This is a genomic window from Streptomyces thermoalcalitolerans, assembly GCF_039525155.1.
Classification (GTDB): domain Bacteria; phylum Actinomycetota; class Actinomycetes; order Streptomycetales; family Streptomycetaceae; genus Streptomyces; species Streptomyces thermovulgaris.
In genome coordinates this window covers 1-22271 of the sequence record NZ_BAAAHG010000065.1, presented here as the reverse complement: position 1 = coordinate 22271, position 22271 = coordinate 1, and the positions used below count along the sequence as shown (strand labels likewise).

At 73.5% G+C, this 22271-nt stretch carries 18 protein-coding genes; 14 read left to right on the top strand and 4 right to left on the bottom strand.

Annotated elements, in window-relative coordinates; genetic code table 11:
* Positions 1 to 22 precede the first annotated feature (22 nt).
* From ABD224_RS25955 to ABD224_RS25910, 10 genes are all read left to right on the top strand, one after another.
* The gene (locus tag ABD224_RS25955; protein ID WP_344054090.1) at positions 23 to 718 is read left to right on the top strand and encodes a class I SAM-dependent methyltransferase; all 696 of its coding nucleotides are present in this window, start codon (positions 23 to 25) and stop codon (positions 716 to 718) included.
* Between the two features lie 148 nt (positions 719 to 866).
* Complete coding sequence (locus ABD224_RS25950) at positions 867 to 1706, top strand: ABC transporter ATP-binding protein (protein ID WP_344054088.1); 840 nt, start codon at positions 867 to 869, stop codon at positions 1704 to 1706.
* 5 nt (positions 1707 to 1711) lie between these two features.
* On the top strand, positions 1712 to 4279 hold the full coding sequence (locus tag ABD224_RS25945; RefSeq protein ID WP_344054086.1) for an ABC transporter permease: 2568 nt from the start codon (positions 1712 to 1714) through the stop codon (positions 4277 to 4279).
* 200 nt (positions 4280 to 4479) lie between these two features.
* Positions 4480 to 4905 (top strand): GNAT family N-acetyltransferase, encoded by a 426-nt coding sequence (locus ABD224_RS25940; protein WP_344054084.1) that lies wholly within the window; start codon positions 4480 to 4482, stop codon positions 4903 to 4905.
* A gap of 153 nt (positions 4906 to 5058) precedes the next feature.
* Positions 5059 to 6435, top strand: coding sequence for a hemolysin family protein (locus tag ABD224_RS25935; protein ID WP_344054082.1), 1377 nt, complete (start codon positions 5059 to 5061; stop codon positions 6433 to 6435).
* Positions 6432 to 7445 carry a hemolysin family protein gene (locus tag ABD224_RS25930; protein WP_344054080.1) on the top strand — a complete coding sequence of 338 codons (1014 nt, stop codon included), beginning with the start codon at positions 6432 to 6434 and terminating at the stop codon, positions 7443 to 7445. Before ABD224_RS25935 ends, ABD224_RS25930 begins: the two co-directional genes overlap by 4 nt.
* A 78-nt stretch (positions 7446 to 7523) precedes the next feature.
* The gene (locus ABD224_RS25925) at positions 7524 to 8354 is read left to right on the top strand and encodes an SGNH/GDSL hydrolase family protein (RefSeq protein ID WP_344054078.1); all 831 of its coding nucleotides are present in this window, start codon (positions 7524 to 7526) and stop codon (positions 8352 to 8354) included.
* A gap of 59 nt (positions 8355 to 8413) precedes the next feature.
* Positions 8414 to 9856, top strand: a complete 1443-nt coding sequence (gene purB, locus ABD224_RS25920; protein WP_344054076.1) for an adenylosuccinate lyase — start codon at positions 8414 to 8416, stop codon at positions 9854 to 9856.
* On the top strand, positions 9853 to 10401 hold the full coding sequence (mug, locus tag ABD224_RS25915; RefSeq protein WP_344054115.1) for a G/U mismatch-specific DNA glycosylase: 549 nt from the start codon (positions 9853 to 9855) through the stop codon (positions 10399 to 10401). Before purB ends, mug begins: the two co-directional genes overlap by 4 nt.
* Positions 10402 to 10799: 398 nt before the next feature.
* On the top strand, positions 10800 to 11957 hold the full coding sequence (locus ABD224_RS25910; protein ID WP_344054074.1) for an ROK family transcriptional regulator: 1158 nt from the start codon (positions 10800 to 10802) through the stop codon (positions 11955 to 11957).
* Between the two features lie 16 nt (positions 11958 to 11973).
* On the opposite strand, the gene ABD224_RS25905 is transcribed toward ABD224_RS25910, so the two are convergent.
* Both ABD224_RS25905 and ABD224_RS25900 read right to left on the bottom strand, forming a co-directional pair.
* On the bottom strand, positions 11974 to 12735 hold the full coding sequence (locus tag ABD224_RS25905; RefSeq protein ID WP_344054072.1) for a GntR family transcriptional regulator: 762 nt from the start codon (positions 12733 to 12735) through the stop codon (positions 11974 to 11976).
* A gap of 259 nt (positions 12736 to 12994) precedes the next feature.
* A complete protein-coding gene (locus tag ABD224_RS25900) occupies positions 12995 to 13879 on the bottom strand; it encodes an RNA polymerase sigma-70 factor (protein ID WP_344054070.1) in 885 nt (294 codons plus the stop codon).
* 252 nt (positions 13880 to 14131) lie between these two features.
* Here ABD224_RS25900 and ABD224_RS25895 point away from each other — a divergent pair, with 252 nt between their 5' ends.
* Entirely contained in the window at positions 14132 to 14965 is an 834-nt protein-coding gene (locus tag ABD224_RS25895) for an alpha/beta fold hydrolase (protein WP_344054068.1), read from the top strand.
* Between the two features lie 263 nt (positions 14966 to 15228).
* Entirely contained in the window at positions 15229 to 16710 is a 1482-nt protein-coding gene (locus tag ABD224_RS25890; protein ID WP_425581054.1) for a GNAT family N-acetyltransferase, read from the top strand.
* Between the two features lie 85 nt (positions 16711 to 16795).
* On the opposite strand, the gene ABD224_RS25885 is transcribed toward ABD224_RS25890, so the two are convergent.
* Positions 16796 to 18022 (bottom strand): trans-sulfuration enzyme family protein, encoded by a 1227-nt coding sequence (locus ABD224_RS25885; RefSeq protein WP_425581053.1) that lies wholly within the window; start codon positions 18020 to 18022, stop codon positions 16796 to 16798.
* Positions 18023 to 18081: 59 nt separating this feature from the next.
* Here ABD224_RS25885 and ABD224_RS25880 point away from each other — a divergent pair, with 59 nt between their 5' ends.
* Together ABD224_RS25880 and ABD224_RS25875 are read left to right on the top strand one after the other, a co-directional pair.
* Positions 18082 to 18588 (top strand): Lrp/AsnC family transcriptional regulator, encoded by a 507-nt coding sequence (locus tag ABD224_RS25880; protein ID WP_344054064.1) that lies wholly within the window; start codon positions 18082 to 18084, stop codon positions 18586 to 18588.
* Between the two features lie 64 nt (positions 18589 to 18652).
* The gene (locus ABD224_RS25875; RefSeq protein WP_344054062.1) at positions 18653 to 20344 is read left to right on the top strand and encodes a DUF885 domain-containing protein; all 1692 of its coding nucleotides are present in this window, start codon (positions 18653 to 18655) and stop codon (positions 20342 to 20344) included.
* Between the two features lie 98 nt (positions 20345 to 20442).
* Here ABD224_RS25875 and ABD224_RS25870 read toward each other — a convergent pair.
* The coding region (locus ABD224_RS25870) for an SbcC/MukB-like Walker B domain-containing protein (protein ID WP_344054060.1) at positions 20443 to 22271 on the bottom strand (1829 nt) is incomplete at its 5' end.

Sequence of the window (22271 nt, the reverse complement as noted above, 5' to 3'; positions counted from 1 at the left end):
GCCTGTCCGTTCGGAGGTTGCCATGGTGTCGCGGTCCGCGCGGGACGCCGTCCGTCATCCGGTCTTCGCCCGGTACTACGCCCGGGTCAGTGTGGCCGCGGAGAGCAGGCTGGGCATGGCCGGGATACGCCGCCGGCTGCTGACCGGGCTGTCCGGGCGGGTGATCGAGATCGGCGCGGGGAACGGCCTGAACTTCGCGCACTACCCGGACACCGTCGCCGAGGTCGTCGCGATCGAACCGGAGCGGCTGCTGCGGCAGCGGGCCGTGGAGGCCGCCCTGCGCTCCGCGGTCCCGGTCGACGTGGTGCCGGGCTGCGCGGAGGCGCTGCCGGTGAAGAGCGAGGCGTTCGACGCCGTGGTGTTCTCGCTGGTGCTGTGCAGCGTGCGCGACCTGCCGCGCGCGCTCGCCGAGGCACGGCGGGTGCTGCGGCCGGGCGGCGAGGTGCGGTTCTTCGAGCACGGCAGGGGCGGCGGCCGGGCGATGACCCTCACCCAGCGTGTCCTGGACCGCACGGTGTGGCCGCTGCTGGCCGGCGGCTGCCATCTGTCCCGCGAACCGGTCGCCGCCCTGCGGGACGCCGGCTTCGAACTCGGCCCCTGCCGCCGGATGCTGGTGCCCGAGAAGGGGCCGGTCCTGCCCGCCTCGTACTGCGTGCTGGGCACCGCCTGGCGTCCGCTCTCCGCCGGCCGCGACCGGCCGGACGGCACATGCCCCTGACACCGGTCCCCGGGGGATCGGCCCGTGGGTGGATGCCCCGCTCGGCCCAACGGAGGATACCGGCTGTGGGCTCGCTCACATTACGCTCGGCGAGGGACAACACGTACGGGCGAGACGTACCGGACGAAGCACCCTCAGGGAGGCCGTCGTGCCCACATCTGCTGAGACGCCGGGCCGGGCGTCGGCCGACGGGATCGCGGCCCGCGCCCGGGGGCTGACCAAGGAGTACGGGTCGGGCGAAACCGCCGTGCTCGCGCTGGACTCGGTGGACGTGGACATCGCCCGCGGCCGTTTCACCGCGATCATGGGCCCCTCCGGTTCCGGGAAGTCCACGCTCATGCACTGCCTGGCGGGCCTCGACACCGTCTCGGCCGGCCGGGTCTGGATCGGCGACACCGAGATCACGGGGCTGAAGGACCGCGAGCTGACCCGGCTGCGGCGGGACCGGATCGGCTTCATGTTCCAGTCGTTCAACCTCGTCCCCACCCTCAACGCGCTGGAGAACATCACCCTCCCCATGGACATCGCCGGCCGGAAGCCCGACCAGGAGTGGCTGGACGAGGTCATCGGCACCCTGGGGCTGAGGGACCGGCTCAGGCACCGGCCCGCCGAGCTCTCCGGCGGCCAGCAGCAGCGCGTGGCCTGCGCACGGGCGCTGGCCTCCCGGCCCGAGCTGATCTTCGCCGACGAACCGACCGGCAACCTCGACTCCCGGGCCGGTCTGGAGTTGCTCGGCTTTCTGCGCGACGCCGTCGACAGCCTCGGGCAGACCGTCGTCATGGTCACCCACGACCCGGGCGCCGCCGCCCACTCCGACCTGGTGCTCTACCTCGCCGACGGGCGGATCGTGGACGAGATGGAGCACCCGACCGCGGCGGCGGTCCTGGAACGCATGCGTCTGTTCGCCGGGAGCGGCCCGCGGCCCTCCGGCCCCCGGGCGGCCCGCGGTCCCCTCGACGAGGACGGCGTCGCCGTCGAGGGGGCCTGACCCCGGTGCTCAGGGCGACCCTGCGCGGCTTCCTCGCCCACAAGGGGCGGCTGCTGCTCTCCGCCCTGGCCGTCGTCCTGTCCGTGGCCTTCGTCACGGGCAGCCTGATCTTCTCCGACACCGTCTCCCGGACCTTCGACCGGCTCTTCGCCTCCACCTCCGCCGATGTGACGGTGGCGCCGCGGCAGGGCCTGCGGTCCGCCGTGCCGACCGGTGTCGTGCTGACCGTGCCCGCCTCCCTCGCCCAGCGGGTGGCCGAGGTCGACGGTGTCGCGGCGGCCCATGTGGACGTGGCCGTCCGGAACGTCACCGTCGTCGACCGCCGCAACAAACCGGTCGGTCCGGCCACGGGCGCTCCGGCCGTCGTCTCGAACTGGCAGGTCACCGACCACAGCCCGGTGCGTCTGACCTCCGGCCGCGCCCCGCGGGGCGACGGCGAGGCCCTGCTGGACGCCGACACGGCCCGGCACGCGCACGCGCGGATCGGGGACGAGCTGACCGTCCGGGCTCAGCCGGGCACGTTCCGCGTGCGCATCGTCGGCATCGCCACGTTCACCACCACCCATCCGGGCACGGCCCGGCTCTTCCTCGACACGCCCACCGCGCAGGCCAGGCTGCTCGGCTCCACGGACCGCGCGACGAGCATCTCGGTCGACGCGGCCGAGGGCGTGTCCCACACCGAGCTCAAGCACCGGATCGGCCGGGCCGTCGGCACCGGCGGCTACGACCTGAAAACCGCCGGCGAGCAGGCCAAGTCCGCCGCCGAGAGCCTCGGCGGATTCCTCGGGATCGTCAAGTACGTCATGCTGGGATTCGCCGGGATCGCGGTCCTCGTCGGCATCTTCCTGATCGTCAACACCTTCGCCATGCTGATCGCCCAGCGCACCCGTGAGCTGGGTCTGCTGCGTGCCCTGGGCGCCGACCGGCGGCAGGTGCGCCGCTCGGTGCTGCTGGAGGCGGTGCTGCTCGGGCTGGCCGGCTCCACGCTGGGCCTGGCGGCCGGGATCGGCATGGCCGCCGGTCTGATCCGGCTCATGAGCGCCTTCTGGGTGAATCTGCGGACCACGGAGCTGGTCATCGGCTGGGTCACGCCCGTCGCCGCGTACGCCGTGGGCATCGGCATCACCGTGGTGGCGGCCTACCTCCCGGCCCGCCGCGCCGCGGCCGTGTCGCCCATGGCGGCCCTGACGGACGTCGAGGCCGCCGACGCGGGACGGCCGCTGCGGGAGCGTGCGGTGGCGGGTGCGCTGGTGGGGGCGGCCGGCGCGGCCGCGCTCGCGGGCTGTGCCGACGCGCACCGCACCGCGACCGCCGTCTCGCTGCTGGGCGTCGGTGTCGTCCTCACCCTGGTCGCGACCGTCACCGCGGGCCCTCTGCTGGTGCGTCCGCTGATCCGGGTGCTGGGCGGGGCGTTCCCGGCGCTGTTCGGCTCCATCGGGCGGATGAGCCAGCGCAACGCGCTGCGCAATCCGCGCCGCACCGGTGCCACCGCGTCCGCCCTGATGGTGGGTCTGGCCCTGGTCGGCGGGATGTCGGTGGCCGGCGCCTCCCTGGCCCGGTCCGTCGACCACCAGATCGAGAAGACGCTCGGTGCCGACTTCGTCGTGCAGGATCGTCACTTCCGGCCGTTCCCGCCGGAGGTCACGGACAAGGTCCGGCGCACTCCCGGTGTCGGCACCGTCGTACGGCAGCGGTTCGCGGCGGTCGCGGTGACGCTGCCGGACGGCAGGCGTGTCCGGACCACCGCCGCCGGATACGACCCGCAGCTGGACTCCGTCGCCCATATCGACTACGTCCAGGGCTCCACGGCGGCGGCGCTCGCCGACGGGCGCATCGCCATGGACGCCGGCTTCGCCGGCAAGCACGGGGTGCGGCCCGGCAGCGTCCTGCCCGTCGAGTTCCAGGGCGGGCGGCGGGCGCGGCTCACCGTGGGCGCGCTGACCAACCAGGACATGGCCGAGGGGTTCGGCATCGAGGGCGGCATGTACTTCGGCATCGGCACCGTGGAGAAGTACGTGCCCGGCACCCCGGACGCGGCGCTGTACGTGAACGCGGCTCCGGGCACGAGCGCCGACCGGTTGCGCTCCCAGCTGACGAAGACCCTCGCCGCGTACCCCGATGCGCAGGTGCGCGACCAGGCGGACTACAAGGAGCTGGTCCACGACCAGATCGCGGTGCTGCTCCGCCTCGTGTACGCGCTGCTCGGCCTGGCCATCGTCATCGCGGTGCTCGGTGTGGTCAACACCCTGGCCCTGTCGGTGGTGGAGCGGACGCGGGAGATCGGTCTGCTGCGGGCCATCGGGCTGACCCGGCGTCAGCTGCGGCGGATGATCCGGCTGGAGTCGGTGGTGATCGCGGTCTTCGGCGCGGTCCTCGGTCTGGCGCTGGGGCTGGTGTGGGGCGTGTGCACCCAGCGGGTGCTGGCCCTGCAGGGCATCGGGATGCTGATGATCCCCTGGACCACGATCGTCACGGTGATGGTCGGCGCGGCGGTCGTGGGCGTCGTGGCGGCTCTGCTGCCCGCGCTGCGCGCCTCCCGTATGAACGTGCTGGCGGCGATCGCGCACGAGTAGCACGAACGACGCACGCGAACAGACACGAACAAACCGCGAACAAACCACGAACGAACCACGAACGAACAAGGAACCGGGGCCCGGCACCGGGTGCGCACGGGCGGAGCACAGGGCGGCCGGACCGGCGGGGCTCCCCGGCCACCGGTGTCCGGATGCCGGAATTCCGCGCCCCGCGCACACGGACGTGCTGCGATCGGCACATGGACGATCTTCGTATACGTGCCGCGACCTCCGACGACATCGACTCCGTACTGGCCTTCTGGAGAGCCGCCGCCAAGGGCACGAGCATCAGTGACGACCGGGACGGCGTGGCCCGGCTGGTCGCCCGGGATCCGCAGGCCCTGTTGCTGGCGGAGCAGGACGGCGAGCTGGTCGGCACGGTCATCGCGGGCTTCGACGGCTGGCGCTGCCATCTGTACCGGCTGGCCGTGCGCCCGGACCGGCGGCGGCAGGGCATCGGCTCGGCGCTGCTGACGGCCGCCGAGAAACGGTTCGCGGACCTCGGCGGGCGGCGCGCCGACGCCATGGTGCTCACCCGCAACGAGACCGCGCACCACGCCTGGCGTGCGGCGGGCTATCGGCCCGAGGAGCAGTGGCGGCGCTGGGTGAAGCCCCTCACCGGCTGACCTCCGCATCCTCTTTGCCCATCCTTTACGATTGCAGGATCACTCGGTCCTCATGAAAGGTTGTGAGCGTCCGCCCATGGGCGAGCCTCCTCGCGCGGCACGACGCGTCCGTCCCTGCCCCGCACTGCCCGACCCCGGGCCGGGGGTGACCCGATGACCGAAGTGCTTCTGCTGCTGGTGGCAGTGGCGCTCTGCCTCGCCTGCGGCGCCTTCGTCGCGGCCGAGTTCTCGCTGACCACCGTCGACCGCGTCGCCCTGGAGCGGGCGGCCGAGCGCGGTGAGCGCGGCGCGGCGGGGGCCCTGAAGGCCGTACGGAACCTGACGTTCCAGCTGTCCGGGGCACAGCTCGGCATCACCGTCACCAACCTGGTGGTCGGCATGCTCGCCGAACCGTCGATCGCCCGGCTGCTCGCGGGTCCGCTCCGGAGCATCGGCGTCTCCGGGTCCGCCGCGACCTCGGTGGCGCTGGTCCTGGGCACGGCTGTGTCCACCGTGTTCCTGATGGTGGTGGGCGAGCTGGTGCCCAAGAACTGGGCGATCTCCTCACCGCTGGCGGTGGCCAAACGGGTGGGCCCCGTGCAGCGCTGGTTCAGCGCCGCCTTCCGCCCCTTCATCACCCATCTGAACGGCACGGCGAACCGTGTGGTGCGCCGGCTCGGGTTGGAGCCCTCCGAGGAGCTCGCCTCCGCGCGCAGCCCCCAGGAGCTCGCCGCCCTGGCCCGGCACTCCGCCCGGGAGGGCGCCCTGGAGGAGGACACCGCCGAACTGTTCGTACGGACGCTCAACCTCGCCGACCTGACCGCGGAGAACGTGATGACCCCGCGTGTCCAGGTCGTCGCCCTCGACGCCCAGGCGACCTGCGAGGACGTGGCGAACGCGACCCGGGCGACCGGACTGTCCCGCTTCCCCGTCTACCGCGACAGCCTCGACTCGGTCGTCGGCACCGCCCACATCAAGGACGTCCTGGCGCTGCCCGCGGAGCGCCGCACCCGGACGCGTGTCTCCGAGATCATGCGCGAGCCGCTGCTGGTCCCCGAGTCGCTGACCGTCGACCGGCTGCTGGACCGGCTGTCCGGCCCGCACACGATGGCGGTCGTCATCGACGAGTACGGCGGCACCGCGGGAGTGGTGACCCTGGAGGACATCGTCGAGGAGGTCGTCGGCGAGGTGAGCGACGAGCACGACCCGCACGAGACGCCCGACCTCGCCCCGGCCGGGACCGACGAGGAGGGACGCACCCTGTACTCGGCGGACGGCTCCGCGCGCATGGACCAGCTCGCCCGGGTGGGGCTGCGGGTGCCGGAGGGGCCGTACGAGACGCTCGCCGGTCTCGTCGCCACCGAGCTCGGCCGGATCCCCGAGGCCGGCGACACCCTGCGGATCGCCGGCTGGCGGCTGGACGTGGTGGACGCGGGCGGACGCCGGGCCGCACGCGTGCTGCTGCACGCCCCGCTCCGGGACGAGCACGGCGTACAGCCGCACGAGGAGCGCGCACAGCAGGCGCGCCACGGGAAGAGGGCCGGCCGATGACCGCCGTGCAGATCCTGATCGGTCTGGCGACCCTGGTCGTCAACGCCTTCTTCGTGGGCGCCGAGTTCGCGCTGATCTCGGTGCGCCGCAGCCAGGTCGAGCCGTACGCCGAGGAGGGCGACCGGCGCGCCAGGAGCGTGCTGTGGGGCCTGGAGCACGTGTCCGCGCTGCTGGCGGCCGCACAGCTCGGCATCACCCTGTGCACCCTGGTCCTCGGTGTGGTCGCCGAGCCCGCCATCGCCCATCTGCTGGAGCCGGTGTTCCACGCGGTGGGGCTGCCCTCGAGCGCGGGCCACGCGGTGTCGTTCGCGATCGCGCTGACCCTGGCGACGTATCTGCACATGCTGCTCGGCGAGATGGTGCCGAAGAACATCGCGCTCGCGGAGCCGGTGCGCAGCGCGCTGCTGCTCGGCCCGCCGCTGGTCGCGCTCTCCCGGGCGCTGCGCCCGGTGGTCTTCACGGTGAACTCGTTCGCGAACGCCCTGCTCAAGCTGTTGCGGGTGGAGCCCAGGAACGAGGTCCCGGCGACCTTCACGGACACGGAGCTGGCCGAGATCGTCAAGGACGCCACCGCGGCCGGCCTCCTCGACGACCGGGCGCAGGAGCGGCTGCACGACGCGCTGGAACTCGGCAGCCGGCCGGTGCGCGACGTCGTCCTTCCGCTGGAGCGCGTGGTGTACGCGAGCCTGGGTGTCACGCCCGCGCAGCTGGAGCAGCTGTCGGTCAGGACCGGCTTCTCCCGCTTCCCGGTGGTCGACGAGGGACGCCGGATCGTCGGCTATCTGCATGTGAAGGACGCCCTGGACGCCCCGTCGGGCGACGAACCGTTCCGGCTGCGGGACCTGCGCCCCATCGCGCGGATCCGGGAGAGCACACCGCTGGACGACGTGCTCACCGCCATGCGGAGCAGCCGTACGCACCTGGCGGCGGTGATGGGGGAGGACGGACGGCTGGCGGGCCTGGTGACGATGGAGGACGTGCTGCGGGAGCTGTTCGGCCGGCGGACGTGAGCGGACCGCCGGGGCCCGCCCGGGCCGACCGACCGCGTGGTATGGCAGGCGGGGCGCCGGGATACCATCACTGCCGCCATGCAGACGAACCCCCCGTGCTCCCCCTCGTACTCTCCCTCGTACTCCAGCCTCGTCGCGGTCGGCGACTCCTTCACCGAAGGCATGTCGGACCTGCTGCCCGACGGTTCCTACCGGGGCTGGGCCGATCTCCTCGCCGCCCGGATGGCCGCCCGCACCCCCGGTTTCCGGTACGCCAACCTCGCCGTGCGGGGCAAGCTCATCGGGCAGATCCTCGACGAGCAGGTGGAAGCGGCGGCGGCCATGCGGGCCGACGTGGTGACCCTGGTGGGCGGTCTGAACGACACCCTGCGGCCCCGGTGCGACATGGGCAGGGTGAAAGCCCTGCTGACCGAGGCGGTGGAGCGGCTGGCGCCGTCGTGCAAGCAGCTCGTGCTGATGCGCAGCCCCGCCCGGCAGGGTCCCGTCCTGGAGCGCTTCCGGCCGCGTCTGGAGGCGCTGTTCGCCTGCGTGGACGAGCTCGCCGAGCGGCATGGAGCACTCGTCGTCGACCTGTACGGGGCGCCGTCGCTGAGCGATCCGCGGATGTGGGACGTGGACCGGCTGCATCTGACGGCGGAGGGCCACCGCCGGGTCGCGGAGGCGGTGTGGCAGACGCTCGGCCACGAGCCGGAGGACCCCGAGTGGCGCACGCCCCTGCCGCCGGCCCCGCGGCCGGGCTGGCTCACCCGCCGGGTCGCGGACGTCCGCTTCGCCCGGCAGCATCTGCTGCCCTGGATAGGCAGACGGCTGACCGGCCGCTCCTCCGGCGACGGCCGCCCGCCCAAACGGCCCGAGCTGCTGCCCTGCACGGACCTCGTCCGGCAGACGGCCGACGCGGAGCTCTCGTAGGTTCCGACGAACACCCCCATGGCGCCGACCTGCATCAATCGCCAGTAGACTCTGCACACGTGACTTCAGCGCCCGCCAAGCCCCGTATCCCGAACGTCCTCGCCGGACGCTACGCCTCCGCCGAGCTCGCCACGCTCTGGTCGCCCGAACAGAAGGTGAAGCTGGAGCGGCAGCTCTGGCTCGCCGTGCTGCGGGCCCAGAAGGACCTCGGCGTCGAGGTCCCCGACGAGGCGATCGCCGACTACGAGCGGGTCCTCGACCAGGTGGACCTGGCCTCGATCGCGGACCGCGAGAGGGTCACGCGGCACGACGTGAAGGCGCGGATCGAGGAGTTCAACGCCCTGGCCGGGCACGAGCACGTGCACAAGGGCATGACCTCCCGCGATCTGACGGAGAACGTCGAGCAGCTGCAGATCCGGCGCTCGCTGGAGCTGATGCGGGACCGCACGGTGGCCGTCCTGGCCCGGCTGGGCAGGCTGGCCGCCGAGTACGGCGAGCTGGTCATGGCCGGACGCTCGCACAATGTCGCCGCGCAGGCGACCACCCTCGGCAAGCGTTTCGCGACCGCCGCGGACGAGCTGCTGGTGGCCTACGAGCGGGTCGAGGACCTGCTGGGCCGCTACCCGCTGCGCGGCATCAAGGGACCGGTCGGCACGGCCCAGGACATGCTGGACCTGCTCGGCGGCGACGCGGACAGGCTCGCGGAGCTGGAGCGGCGCATCGCCCGGCACCTGGGCTTCGCGCAGACCTTCACCTCGGTCGGCCAGGTCTACCCGCGCTCGCTGGACTACGAGGTCGTCACCACGCTGGTACAGCTGGCGGCGGCACCCTCCTCGCTGGCGAAGACGATCCGGCTGATGGCCGGGCACGAGCTGGTCACCGAGGGTTTCAAGCCGGGCCAGGTCGGCTCCTCGGCGATGCCGCACAAGATGAACACCCGCTCCTGCGAGCGCGTGAACGGCCTGATGGTGATCCTGCGCGGCTACGCCTCGATGACCGGCGAGCTGGCGGGCGACCAGTGGAACGAGGGCGACGTGTCCTGCTCGGTGGTGCGCCGGGTCGCGCTGCCGGACGCGTTCTTCGCGCTGGACGGTCTGCTGGAGACGTTCCTGACGGTGCTCGACGAGTTCGGCGCCTTCCCCGCGGTGATCGCCCGCGAGCTGGACCGCTATCTGCCGTTCCTGGCCACGACCAAGGTGCTCATGGGCGCGGTGCGGGCCGGGGTCGGCCGCGAGATCGCCCATGAGGCGATCAAGGAGAACGCCGTCGCCACCGCGCTGGCGATGCGCGAGCAGGGGGCCGAGCGCAACGACCTGCTCGACAAGCTCGCCGCCGACGAGCGCCTTCCGCTCGACCGTGCGCAGCTGGAGGCGCTCATGACGGACAGGCTGTCCTTCACCGGAGCGGCGGCCGGCCAGGTCGGCGCGGTCGTGGGCCGGATCGAGGAGATCGTGAAGCAGCATCCGGAGGCCGCGGCCTACGTCCCGGGGGCGATCCTCTGACCCGTTTCACCCCGGCGGAGCTGGAGGCCGCCCGCGACCGCCTGGTGCCGGACGTCGTCGCGGACGGACTGCGGGTGCTGTTCTGCGGGATCAATCCCGGTCTGATGTCGGCCGCGACCGGCCGTCACTTCGCCCGGCCGGGCAACCGGTTCTGGCCGGTGCTGTACCGCTCGGGCTTCACCCCGAGGCTGCTGAAGCCGTCGGAGCAGGACGAGTTGCTGTCGTACGGGCTGGGCATCACGAACGTCGTGGCGCGGCCGACGGCCCGGGCCGAGGAGCTGACGGCCGAGGAGTACCGCGAGGGCGGGCGGCTGCTGGAGCTGAAGGTGACGCGGCTGCGGCCGAGGTGGCTGGCCGTGGTCGGGATCACCGCGTACCGGGCGGCGTTCGGCGACCGCACGGCCCGTGTGGGGCCGCAGGAACGGACGATCGGCAACACACGCGTGTGGGTGCTGCCCAATCCGAGCGGGCTGAACGCGCACTGGACGACCGAGACGATGGCGCAGGAGTTCGCACGGCTGAGGGCGGCCGCGGAGGAGTCGTAGCGGACCGCGGCCGGGCCCGGCACCCGGTCAGCCGCCCGCCTCCCCTCCCCCTCCCCGGTCCGTCCCGGTCGTCCCCGTACCGCGTGGCGCGTCTGCGTCTCCTCCTGCGCATCCTGGGCACCGCGCCTTCGTCCCCTCCCGCCGGGCGCCGTCGCCCTTCCGGAAAACCGTCGCTCGTCACCGGCCCGGGCATCCGGTGAGCGGGTCCCGGCCACGGCCCCTGTCCGTTCCGGTGCACGGTCCGGTGAACCGGCCGGCCCCGACATATGGCGATGCGTCAGAATTCCGCCCGCCCGCAGGACGCGGATCCGGGAGGGTCCGGCCGTTCCGGCACTCGCTGCCCCGGCCCGCGCCGAGTACGATCCGGCCAACACGCGCACGAGCTGGGAGGACGGACGGTGGGGCAGCTGACCGGCGGGAATCCCTCGTTGCTGCGAAGGATCAATTCCGCGGTGGTGCTGCACGCACTGCGCTCCACGGACTGTGCGACGCTCACGGAGATCACCCGGATGACCGGACTGTCCCGGCCGACGGTCGAGGGCGTCGTGGAGGATCTCGTCGCGGCGGGACTGGTCGCCGAGAAGGCGGCCGAGGAGGGCGTCGCACGGCGGCAGGGGCGGCCCGCACGGCGGTTCCGCTTCCGGGCCGAGGCCGGACATCTGCTGGGGCTGGAGATCGGCGTGCGCCGGGTGTCCGCGCTGCTGGCGGATCTCGACGGCCGTGTGGTGGGCACCCAGACCAGGGACGTGGAGGAGACGGCCGGGGCGGACGAGCGCCTGGAGCGGCTGCGCACCGCGGTCACCGACCTGCTGCGCCGGACCGGTGTCCCTCGCAGCTCGCTGCGGGCCGTCGGGGTCGGCACGCCCGGCATCGTGGAGGCGGACGGCACCGTACGGCTGAGCACCGCGCTGCCCGGGTGGACGGGGCTGCGCCTGGGCGAACGGCTCCGCCGTTCCTTCAAGTGCCCGGTGCTCGTGGAGAACGACGCGAACGCCGCGGCGGTCGCCGAGCACTGGAAGGGCGCCGCCACCGAGTCCGACGACATGGTCTTCGTGCTGGCGGGGCTGAGCCCGGGCGCCGGCTCGCTGATCGGCGGGCGGCTGCACCGCGGGTACGGCGGGGCCGCTGGCGAGATCGGCGCACTGCACCTGCTGGGCCGGGAGGAGGCGCCCGAGACCCTGCTGTCCACCACGGACCGGCCGCTGCAGCCGCTGGACGAGCAGGCGGTGGCCGAGGTCTTCGCACTGGCCCGCGAGGGCCACCGGCCGGCCCGTGCGGCCGTGGACCGCTTCCTGAGGCGGCTCGTCCACGACGTGGCGGCGCTCGTGCTGGCCCTGGACCCCGAACTGGTCGTCGTCGGCGGCTGGGCGTCCGGTCTGGACGGCGTACTGGAGCCGCTGCGGCGCGAGCTGGCCCGCTACTGTCTGCGGCCGCCCCGGGTGGCCCTCTCGGTGCTCGGCGAGGCGGCCGTGGCGACGGGCGCGCTGCGGCTGGCCCTCGACCACGTCGAGAAGCAGCTGTTCACGGTGGAGGGCACGGTGACGGCCCGCCGCTGACAGCGGTGCCGGGACCTCAGGAGGCCTGGCGCTCCGGCCCGTGGTGGATCTCCACCCCGCCCGAGTCCCCGAAGGTCAGCCGGCAGGTGTCCGCGCGGTAGGTGGCGACGGAGATCGCGGCGGTGCGCTTGCGGGCGACGAAGCGGGTGGTGACGACGAGGACGGGCGCACCGGGCAGCCGGTCGAGCTCCTTGGCGTCCTCCGCGCGGGCCGAGCCCAGCTCGACGGAGCGCTCCTGGCCCTCCAGCTCCAGGCGCTGCAGCTCGCGCAGCACGGCACGCGCGCGTGCGGGCCCGGACGGTGCGTCGATCGCGGTCAGGCCGGGTACGGAGGCGGCCGGGATGTAGAGCCGTTCGGCGGCGACCTGCTGGCCGTGGCTCCTGCGCGACCGGCGCACGACGTGCACGGCCTCCTCCCGGCCGCTTCCCAGGGCATCGGCGATCGCGGCGGGCGGGACCGCGTGCGTGCAGTCCACGATCCGCCAGGCGTCATCGGCCGTCCCGGGCCAGCCGTGCTGCCCGGTGCCGACGGCCACGCCCACACGCGGGGGTGCGACGGTCGTACCGACGCCGCGGCGACGCTGCAGCCGTCCCTCCAGCTCCAGCTGTTCCAGGGCCTGGCGGAGCGTGGCCCGGGCCACGCCGAACCGGGCGGCGAGCTCCCGCTCGTTGGGCAGGACCTCCCCCACCGAGAACTCGGAGTCAAGTGCCTCGCTGAGCACGTTCTTGAGATGCCAGTACTTCGGCTCCGGCACCGTTTCCAGCTGCGTGGTCCCCACCCTGTCCTCCGCATCGCCGTGGTTCACCGGCGTTTTGGCGCGCTTGTTTATTAAAGGTTGTTGTACTTGTCTGCGACCTTATGGCGGCCTTTACCCTTGGTCAAGACCAATCGTCGATCCGGTGGGCGGCGCACAGGCGCATGTCGCACGGCGTTCACGAGCTGTTCGTACCAAGGGGCGCGCAGGAGGCCGCCGCAAGGCCCCCGTCGCGGGGACGGGGGCCTTGCGGCGGCCGGGCGGACGGGCCGGGGCGGACGGCTCAGGCGTCGGCCAGGGTCCGCAGTTTGTCGGGGTTGCGGATGATGTAGACGGACTGGATGCGTCCGTCGGCGACGTCCAGCTGGAAGAGGCTGTCGGGCCTGCCGCCGGACAGGGCCAGCAGCGCGGGCCCGCCGTTGACCTCCAGGAAGCGCACGGACAGATCCGGGATGCCCTGCCGCGCCACGCCGACCAGGAAGCGGCCGACCTTGTCGGCGCTCTGCAGGATCCGCAGCGGCGCCTTGGCCTTGCCCCCGCTGTCGCCCACCAGCCGGACGTCCGGTGCGAGCAGCGACATCAGCTCCTCCAGGTCGCCGCCCGCCGCCGCGGCCAGGAAACGCTCGGTCAGATCGCGCCGCTGGGCGGGGTCGACCTCGTAGCGGGGCCGCCGCTCCTCGACGTGCCTGCGGGCCCGCCCGGCCAGTTGGCGCACCGCGGGCTCGCTGCGGTCGAGCAGGGCGGCGATCTCCGCGTACGGGTAGCCGAAGGCCTCCCTCAGGACGAACACCGCGCGCTCCAGCGGCGACAGCGTCTCCAGGACGACCAGCACGGCCAGGGACACGGAGTCGGCGAGCACGGCCCGCTCCTCCGCGTCCTGAACGGTCCCGGCGAAGTCGGTGACCAGCGGTTCCGGCAGCCATGGGCCGATGTACGCCTCGCCGCGCGCCTTGATCTGGCGGAGCCGGTCGACGGCGAGGCGGGTGGTGATGCGCACCAGATACCCGCGCGGGTCGCGCACGGTGCTGCGGTCGGCACCGGACCAGCGCAGCCAGGCCTCCTGGAGGACGTCCTCGGCGTCGGTCACCCGGCCGAGCATGCGGTAGGCGACTCCCATGAGGACGGGCCGGTGCTCCTCGAAGACATCGATCTCCGTCTCGGTGCTCACGCCCCCATCATCCCAGCCGACGCCCGCGGCTGTGTCCGGCCGCCGGCCGTTGGGGCGCGGGAGGTGCGGCGGGCGGCGAGGCCGCCGGGCGGCCGGATCCCCGGGGGCCGGCCGTGCGCTTCTCGGGGGCTCCCCGTACGGATCTCTCCCGGAACCACTCGTACGGATCCCCTCCAGGGGCTACCCGTGGGTAGCAATTGCTGACAAGCTGTCTAGCTGTCGTTCGTCAGCGATCCCCGACGAGGAGCGCCCATGTCCGCCACCGTCTCCTTCAAGGTCCCCTCCGCACACGGCCCGCGGACCGTGACCCTCTCCTACGCGCGCGTGGGCAGCGGCGAGCCGCTGCTCCTGCTGCACGGCATCGGGCACCACCGTCAGGCCTGGGACCCGGTGGTGCACCTGCTCGCCGCCGAACGCGATGTGATCGCCGTGGACCTGCCGGGCTTCGGCGCCTCCCCCGCGCTGCCCGACGGTCTGCCCCACGACCTGCCCACGATGAACGCCACACTGGGCGCCCTGTGCGAGGCGCTGGAGATCGAACGCCCCCATGTGGCGGGCAACTCCCTGGGCGGCCTGCTGGCCCTGGAGCTGGGCCGCGAAAAGCTCGTACGGTCCGTCACGGCCCTGTCCCCGGCCGGTTTCTGGACCCAGGCCGAACGGCGCTACGCGTTCGTCGTGCTGCGGACGATGCGCGGCATCGCACGGCGCATGCCGCTGCCGCTGGTCGAGCGGCTCTCCCGTACGGCGGCCGGCCGTACCGTCCTGACCAGCACCATCTACGCACGGCCCGCCCGCCGCTCCCCCGAGGCCGTGGTCGCCGAGACACAGGCCCTGGCGCGGGCCGTCAGCTTCGAGGACACCCTCCGGGCAGGCGTGGACGTCCGGTTCACCGACGACGTCCCCGGCATTCCCGTCACCGCGGCCTGGGGCACCAAGGACCGGCTGCTGACGAAGCGTCAGGGAGTGCGCGCCAAGCAGATCATCCCGCGGGCCCGTCTGGTACGGCTGCCCGGCTGCGGACACGTGCCGATGAACGACGATCCGGCCCTGGTCGCCCGAGTGATCCTCGACGGCAGCCGCTGCTGACCGCCGCCCCCGCACGGGCGGCGACCGCCGACCGCCGCCCGCGCGAGCGACGGTGAAGCGACGACAAGGGACGCACCGCTCCGGCGGTCACGGCCTCCCCGGCGCACGGACGCGGAAACGATCACGTGGCATACGGGCGTGCGGCAGGCACGAGAAAAACCGCAAACCACACAAAGCATCTCTTTACCGAGAGGTCACAGAGCGTTCGTGATCACGCAACACCGTTCCCCCACCGTGGTGGCATGACTCAAGACAGGCCGAACATGACGCGGGCGGGGCACGGCCGTCCGGTGCACCACTGGCGGCGGGACGTCGTCGAGCTCGCCGCGCTCTTCACGGCGGTCGCCGTGGCCGACGGGGTGGCGAACCTGATCGGGCACGGACCGAACGGCCCCGTCCTGCTGGTGCTCACGGCGCTCACGCTGGTCGCGACGGTGGCCTTTCACCTCTGGTGGGCACGGCGCCACGGTCACGCACCGCCCAAAGGCGGCACCGCTGCCGGGCCGCCCGCCCCCGAGCGGTGGCAGGCCTCCTCGTCCGCCGTCCCCGCGACGCCCGGGAAGGCCCCGGGCCGCAGCACGCTGTGGCGGATGCGCACGACCGTGCGGGACACACCCGGTTCGCTGGCCGCGTTGTGCACGGCACTGGCCGCCCGTCACGTGGACATCCTCAGTCTGCAGACGCATCCGCTGGCCGAGGACACGGTGGACGAGTTCCTGCTGCGCGCGCCCGCCGGAGTCGAGGCGTCCGACATCACCCGGGCGGTCTCGGCGGCCGGCGGAACCGGCACATGGATCGAACGGGCGGACGCGCACGACCTGGTCGACGCGCCGACACGGATCCTGGGCCTGGCCACACGCACGGCACTGGACACGGCGGAACTTCCGTTGGCGCTGCGGCAGATGCTCGGACGGTGCACCATCCGCTCGCTGCCGGCCGGAAGCGGCCGCGACCCCGAGGAGGTGCCGGCCGAAGGCGTCCTCGAGGACACGGTGATGCGGCTGCGGGCACCGGAAGGCGGAACGCTCACCGTGGAGCGGCCGTATCTGCCCTTCACCCCCACCGAGTTCGCGCGGGCGCGGGCGCTGGTGGAGCTGGACGCCCGGCTCGGACCGCGCATCCCGCGCAGCCAGGACGTGCTGACGCTGCCCGAGGGCGACGCGATCACCGTGCGCAGGGCCGGCACCGGCGACCTCGCGGCGGCCAGGGCGATGCACAAGCGCTGCTCGACGCGCACCCTCGCCCTGCGCTACCACGGGCCGGCCGGCGACGCCGACCGCTACCTCGGCCATCTGCTCAGCCCGCGGTTCGGACGGACCCTCGCCGCGCAGACCGCCTCCGGACGGATCATCGGCCTCGGCCATCTGCTCTGGGACGGCGACGAGACGGAGGTCGCCCTGCTCGTCGAGGACGAGTGGCAGCGGCGCGGCATCGGCACCGCACTGCTGCGCCGGCTGGTGGCCATGGCCGTCGAGGCCGGCTGCGCGAGCGTGTACGCCGTGACGCAGTCGTCCAACACCGGCATGGTCGCCGCCATGCGCGGCCTCGGCCTTCCGCTCGACTTCCAGCTCGAGGAGGGCACCCTGGTCATCACGGCCCGCCTGGACGCCACCCCGGTGCCCTCCCGTCCGCCGTACGACGCCGGGCACGAGAAGCACACGGAGCACATGGAGCGCATCGAGCGCATGGAGCACACGGAGTGCGAGGAGCGCCTGGAGCACGAGGGGCCCCGCCTGCGGGGCTGATCCACGGTGGGCCGCGGGGCCTGTCCCTGGTCGTCCTCATGGCGTGCGGCCCGGAAGCCGGGCCGCACGCCGTTCCGGGCCCCGCTCAGCTCATCGCCTCGTGCAGGCCCTTCACCCGCGGCGCCCCCGGCCGCTTCCCCAGCGCCCGGTCCAGGTCGGCCCACAGGTCCTCGACGTCCTCCAGGCCCACCGACATCCGCAGCAGCCGGTCACCGACCCCGGCGCCCCGCCGGTCGTCCGCGTCGACGATGCGGTGGCTGATGGACGCCGGGTGCTGGATCAGCGTGTCGACACTGCCCAGGCTCACGGCCGGCGTGATCAGCCTGACGCCGCCGATGACGGCGTGCGGGTCGCCGTGCACCTCGAAGGAGACCATCGCACCGCCGATCGACGGGTAGTGCACACGGGCGACACGCGGGTCGTCCGCGAGGCGGGCGGCGAGCTCCGCGGCGGTGGCGGAGGCGGCCCGCACCCGGACCGGCAGCGTGGACAGACCGCGCAGCAGCAGATATCCGGCCAGCGGATGCAGCACTCCGCCGGTGGCGAACCGTATCCGGCGCAGCTGCCCGGCCAGTTCCTCGTCGCAGGCCACCACGCCGGCCATCACGTCACCGTGCCCGCCCAGGTACTTGGTGGCGCTGTGCAGCACCAGGCGTGCGCCCTGCCCGGCCGGGCGCTGCAGCACGGGCGTGGCGAAGGTGTTGTCGACGAGAAGCGGGACGGAACCGCAGGCGTGGGCGACGGCCCGCAGGTCCACCTCGGCCAGCGTGGGATTCGCCGGCGTCTCGACCATGACCAGGCCGGTGTCCGGGCGCAGCGCGTCCGCGACTCCGGCCGGGTCGGTCCAGGTGACCTCGGTGCCGAGCAGCCCGGCGGTGAGCAGGTGGTCGCTGCAGCCGTACAGGGGGCGGACGGCGACGACGTGCCGCAGGCCCGCCGTGGACCGGGCGAGGAGGACCGCGCTGAGCGCGGCCATGCCGCTGGCGAACGCGACCGCGGCCTCGGTGCCCTCCAGCCGGGCCAGCGCGGTCTCGAAGCGGGCGACGGTCGGGTTGCCGAGCCGGCCGTAGATCGGGGTGCCGTCGAGTGCGGCGCCGTCGGCGGCGAAGGCGTCGATGCGGGCCGCCTCGGCACGGCTGTCGTAGCAGGGGTAGGTGGTGGACAGGTCGATCGGAGGGGCGTGCAGTCCCTGCCGGGCCAGGTCGTCACGGCCGGCGTGCACGGCCTCGGTGTCCAGTGCTCTGGATGCTCTGGGTGCGGTGCGTACGTCGTCGTACGCGGGCGTGTTCGCGGAATCCAGGGACGTGTCCATGGCGGAAGGGTGAACACGAGCCGAGGGGATGGGACGGATGTCCGTGTTACGTTCGCCTCATGGCCGAATCTGTCGTACTGGATCCGGTGGATCTTCATCTGCTGCGGCTGTTGCAGAACGACGCCCGGACCACCTACCGCGACCTCGCCGCGCAGGTCGGCATCGCCCCCTCGACCTGTCTGGACCGGGTGAACCGGCTGCGCCGCTCGGGAGTGATCCTCGGCCATCGGCTGCGGCTCGATCCCGCCAAGCTGGGCCGAGGGCTGCAGGCGCTGCTGTCGGTGCAGGTCAGGCCGCACCGCCGGGAGCTGGTGGGGCCGTTCGTGGAGCGGATCCGGGCCCTGCCGGAGTCGCTGACCGTGTTTCATCTGACCGGTCCGGACGACTATCTGGTCCATGTCGCGGTCGCCGACATGGCCGATCTGCAACGGCTGGTCCTGGACGAGTTCACGGCCCGGCGGGAGGTGGCCCGGGTGGAGACCCGGCTGATCTTCCAGCAGTGGGACTGCGGTCCCCTGCTGCCGCCCGGCGCCGAAACGGCCACGCCCTCCGCGAAATCGGGCTGATTCCGGCCAGGGGTCCGCGCCACCGGGCTGACGGAAGCCGTCCGTCCGTATGAGGATGGTCCGCATGTCGCAGACCAACAGCCCGCTGCCCCGTCAGGTCGCCGACGCCTATGTCGACGACCTCATCGCCCTCGACCCGATCACCGGTACGTATCTCGGTGTCAAGGAGAGTTCCAGCAGGCTGCCCGACACCTCGCCCGCCGGTCAGGAGGCGCTCGCGGACCTCGCGCGCACCACCCTGGCCCGGCTGGAGGAGGCCGAACGGCAGCCCGGCGCGGACAGTGACATCGAGCGCCGGTGCGCCCGCCTGCTGCGTGAGCGCCTCACCGCCGAACTCGCCGTGCACGAGGCCGACGAGGGCCTGCGGGCGGTGAGCAACATCCACAGCCCGGTGCACTCGGTGCGCGAGGTCTTCACGATCACCCCCACCGGCACGGACGAGGACTGGGCGGCGGTCGCCGAGCGGCTGCGCGCCGTGCCCGCCGCGCTGCGCGGCTACCGCGAGTCCCTCGCCCTGGGCCTGGAGCGCAAGCTGTACGGCGGCCCGCAGCCGGCGGCCACCTTCGTCCAGCAGCTGACCGAGTGGTCGGACACCGACGGCCGGGGCCGCGGCTGGTTCGAGGACTACGTCTCCGGCGGCCCCGAGTCCCTGCGCAAGGAGCTGGACGAGGCCGCCCGCACGGCGACCGCGGCGGTCGTGGAGCTGCGGGACTGGATGCGGGACGTCTATGTGCCGGCGATCGGCGACGCGCCGGACACGGTCGGCCGCGAGCGCTACGCCCGCTTCGCGCGGTACTTCAACGGCACCGACCTGGACCTGGACGAGGCGTACGCGTACGGCTGGTCGGAGTTCCACCGTCTGCTCGGCGAGATGAGGAAGGAGGCCGAGAAGGTCCTGCCCGGCGCCGGGACCCCGTGGGTGGCGCTCGCGCACCTCGACGAGCACGGCACGCACATCGAGGGCGTGGAGGAGGTCCGCGTCTGGCTGCAGAACCTGATGGACGAGGCGATCGAGGCGCTGGACGGCACGCACTTCGAACTCGCCGAGCGGGTGCGGAGGGTGGAGTCGTGCATCGCGCCGCCCGGCGGTGCCGCGGCCCCGTACTACACGCCGCCGTCCGCCGACTTCTCACGGCCGGGCCGGACCTGGCTGCCCACCATGGGACAGACCCGCTTCCCGGTGTACGACCTGGTGTCCACCTGGTACCACGAGGGCGTCCCCGGCCACCACCTCCAGCTCGCCCAGTGGGTGCATGTGGCGGAGAACCTCTCGCGCTACCAGGCCACGGTGGGCATGGTCAGCGCCAATGCCGAGGGCTGGGCGCTGTACGCGGAGCGGCTGATGGACGAGCTCGGCTTCCTCACGGACCCGGAGCGGCGGCTCGGCTATCTGGACGCGCAGATGATGCGGGCGGTCCGGGTGATCATCGACATCGGCATGCACCTGGGGCTGGAGATCCCCGAGGACTCGCCGTTCCACCCGGGCGAGCGGTGGACGCCCGGGCTGGCACTGGAGTTCTTCGCCGCGCACAGCAGCCGTCCGCGGGACTTCGTGGAGAGCGAGCTGATCCGCTATCTGTCGATGCCCGGCCAGGCGATCGGCTACAAGCTGGGCGAACGGGCCTGGCTGCTGGGCCGGGAGAAGGCCAGGGAGCGCCACGGCGACGCGTTCGACGCCAAGGCCTGGCACATGGCGGCCCTCTCCCTGGGGTCGCTGGGCCTGGACGACCTGGTGGACGAGCTGGCGCGGCTGTGAGCCCCACAGGGCGGCCGGTGCGGACGGCGGCCCGGTCACGGGCCGCCGGGGCCGCCCTCCGTTCGTCCGGGGTCCCGGACCGCTGCTCGCCCGGGTCCTCAGACCACTGTGCGCTGCCGTACGACCGACCCCGATCTGCCCTTGACGACCTCCAGCTGGGCGTGGATGCGCCGCCGCAGATCGGGGACGTGGCTGACGATGCCGACGCTGCGGTCGCGTTCCCGCAGGGAGTCGAGGACGTCGAGGACCTCGTCGAGGGTCTGGTCGTCGAGGCTGCCGAAGCCCTCGTCGATGAAGAGCGTGTCGAGGCGCACGCCGCCGGCCTCGTCCGTGACGACGTCCGCGAGTCCGAGGGCGAGCGCGAGCGAGGCGAAGAACGTCTCCCCGCCCGACAGGGTCGCCGTGTCCCGCTCACGGCCCGTCCAGGCGTCCACGACGTGCAGCCCCAGACCGCTGCGGCCGCGTCCGGCCCGGTCGTCGGAGTGGACCAGGGTGTAGCGGCCGGAGGACATGCGCCGCAGACGCACGGTCGCGGCGGCGGCCACCTGTTCCAGACGGGCGGCCAGGACGTAGGACTCCAGGCGCATCCGGTGCGCGTTGTCGGCGGAGGTGCCCGCGGTCAGGGCGGCGAGGCGGGCCACGCGCCCGTGCTCCTCGCGCAGCGGTGCCAGCCGGCGTATGCCGGCGGCCACGCGCGCGGAGAGCCGGTCGAGTTCGGCGCAGCGGCGGGCGGCGGCGTCCCGTGCGGAGACGGCCTCGCGCAGCCGCCGGTCCGCGGCGAGGACCGCCCGTACGGCGGCCTCCTCCGCCTGCCAGGCGTCCAGGCGCTGTTGCAGCTCGCGGCGGGTGGCGTCGTCGAGGAGGGCGGCGGCCGCGGCCTGCGGGGTGTCGAAACCGGCCCGGAAGGCGGCCTCGGCGAGCCGTCCGTCGGCGTCCTTGAGCCGCTCGGCGCTCTCCTCGGCGGCGCGTGCGGCGTCGGCGGCGTCGGTGAGCAGCGCGACATGGCGCTCCAGTTGGGCGGCCCGCGCGGCGACGCTGCCGGCGGTGCCCCTGGCTTCGGCCAACTCCGCCTCCAGGGCGGCCTTCTCGTGGTCCAGGCTCTCCTTGCGGGCCAGCCGGGAGGCCGTGCGGACCTCGGCCTGGCGGCGGTCGGCGAGCCGCCGCTCGCGTTCCTCCTCGGCGGCGCGCAGCTCCTGCCGTGCCGTGTGCAGCTCGGCGGCGTCCCGGCGTGCCCGCTCGAGCTCTGCCTCCAACTCCTGGAGTTCCCCGACGAGTTGCGCGGTGGGTGTCTCGCCCGCCTCGGCGGTGGCGGCGGCCAGGGCCTCGCGCAGGGCGCCGAGCCGGCGCTCGTCCTCGGCGCGCTGCTCGGCGGCGGCCTGATGGGCCGTCAGGGCGCGCTCCTCCGTCTCGCGGTCGACGTGTCCGGCGACCTTGCGCGCGGGCGCGGGGTGTTCGGTGGCGCCGCAGACCGCGCAGGGCTCGCCGTCGGCGAGGTTCGCGGCGAGTTCGGCGGCGATGCCGTTCAGGCGCTGTTCCTTCAGCCGCAGCCAGTGCTCCTTGGCGCGCAGGGCGTCCTGGGCGGAGGCGAGCGCGCGCCGCCGCGCCTGCTCGGTGGCCTCGGCCAGCTCGTCCCGCCTCCGGGCGGCGGCGAGCCGCTGCCGCGCGGACTCGTGCCGTACGGCGAGCTGTTCGGCCCGGGTGGCGGCCTCCTGGGCGGTGTCGATACGGGCCTGCAGGGCCGACCGGACGGTCTCCCACTCGGCGAGCCAGCTCTCGGCCTCCTGCAGAACCTCGTCGTCGGCGCGCTGCTGCCGGTCCGCCTCGGCGCGTTCGGCGACGACCTCGGCCAGGCGCTGCTCGGCGCGGCGGGCCGCCTCGAGGCCGCCCAGTTCCTCGGCGGCCCGGCGGGCGGCGGCGGCGAGCCCGG

What these genes read in the sequence shown, in the direction of transcription:
- ABD224_RS25955 (WP_344054090.1), top strand. Translation starts at nt 23, where the DNA reads ATGGTGTCGCGGTCCGCGCGGGACGCCGTCCGTCATCCGGTCTTCGCC.
- ABD224_RS25940 (WP_344054084.1), top strand. Translation starts at nt 4,480, where the DNA reads ATGGACGATCTTCGTATACGTGCCGCGACCTCCGACGACATCGACTCC.
- ABD224_RS25935 (WP_344054082.1), top strand. Translation starts at nt 5,059, where the DNA reads ATGACCGAAGTGCTTCTGCTGCTGGTGGCAGTGGCGCTCTGCCTCGCC.
- ABD224_RS25930 (WP_344054080.1), top strand. Translation starts at nt 6,432, where the DNA reads ATGACCGCCGTGCAGATCCTGATCGGTCTGGCGACCCTGGTCGTCAAC.
- ABD224_RS25925 (WP_344054078.1), top strand. Translation starts at nt 7,524, where the DNA reads ATGCAGACGAACCCCCCGTGCTCCCCCTCGTACTCTCCCTCGTACTCC.
- ABD224_RS25895 (WP_344054068.1), top strand. Translation starts at nt 14,132, where the DNA reads ATGTCCGCCACCGTCTCCTTCAAGGTCCCCTCCGCACACGGCCCGCGG.
- ABD224_RS25890 (WP_425581054.1), top strand. Translation starts at nt 15,229, where the DNA reads ATGACGCGGGCGGGGCACGGCCGTCCGGTGCACCACTGGCGGCGGGAC.
- ABD224_RS25885 (WP_425581053.1), bottom strand. Translation starts at nt 18,022, where the DNA reads ATGGACACGTCCCTGGATTCCGCGAACACGCCCGCGTACGACGACGTA.
- ABD224_RS25880 (WP_344054064.1), top strand. Translation starts at nt 18,082, where the DNA reads ATGGCCGAATCTGTCGTACTGGATCCGGTGGATCTTCATCTGCTGCGG.
- ABD224_RS25875 (WP_344054062.1), top strand. Translation starts at nt 18,653, where the DNA reads ATGTCGCAGACCAACAGCCCGCTGCCCCGTCAGGTCGCCGACGCCTAT.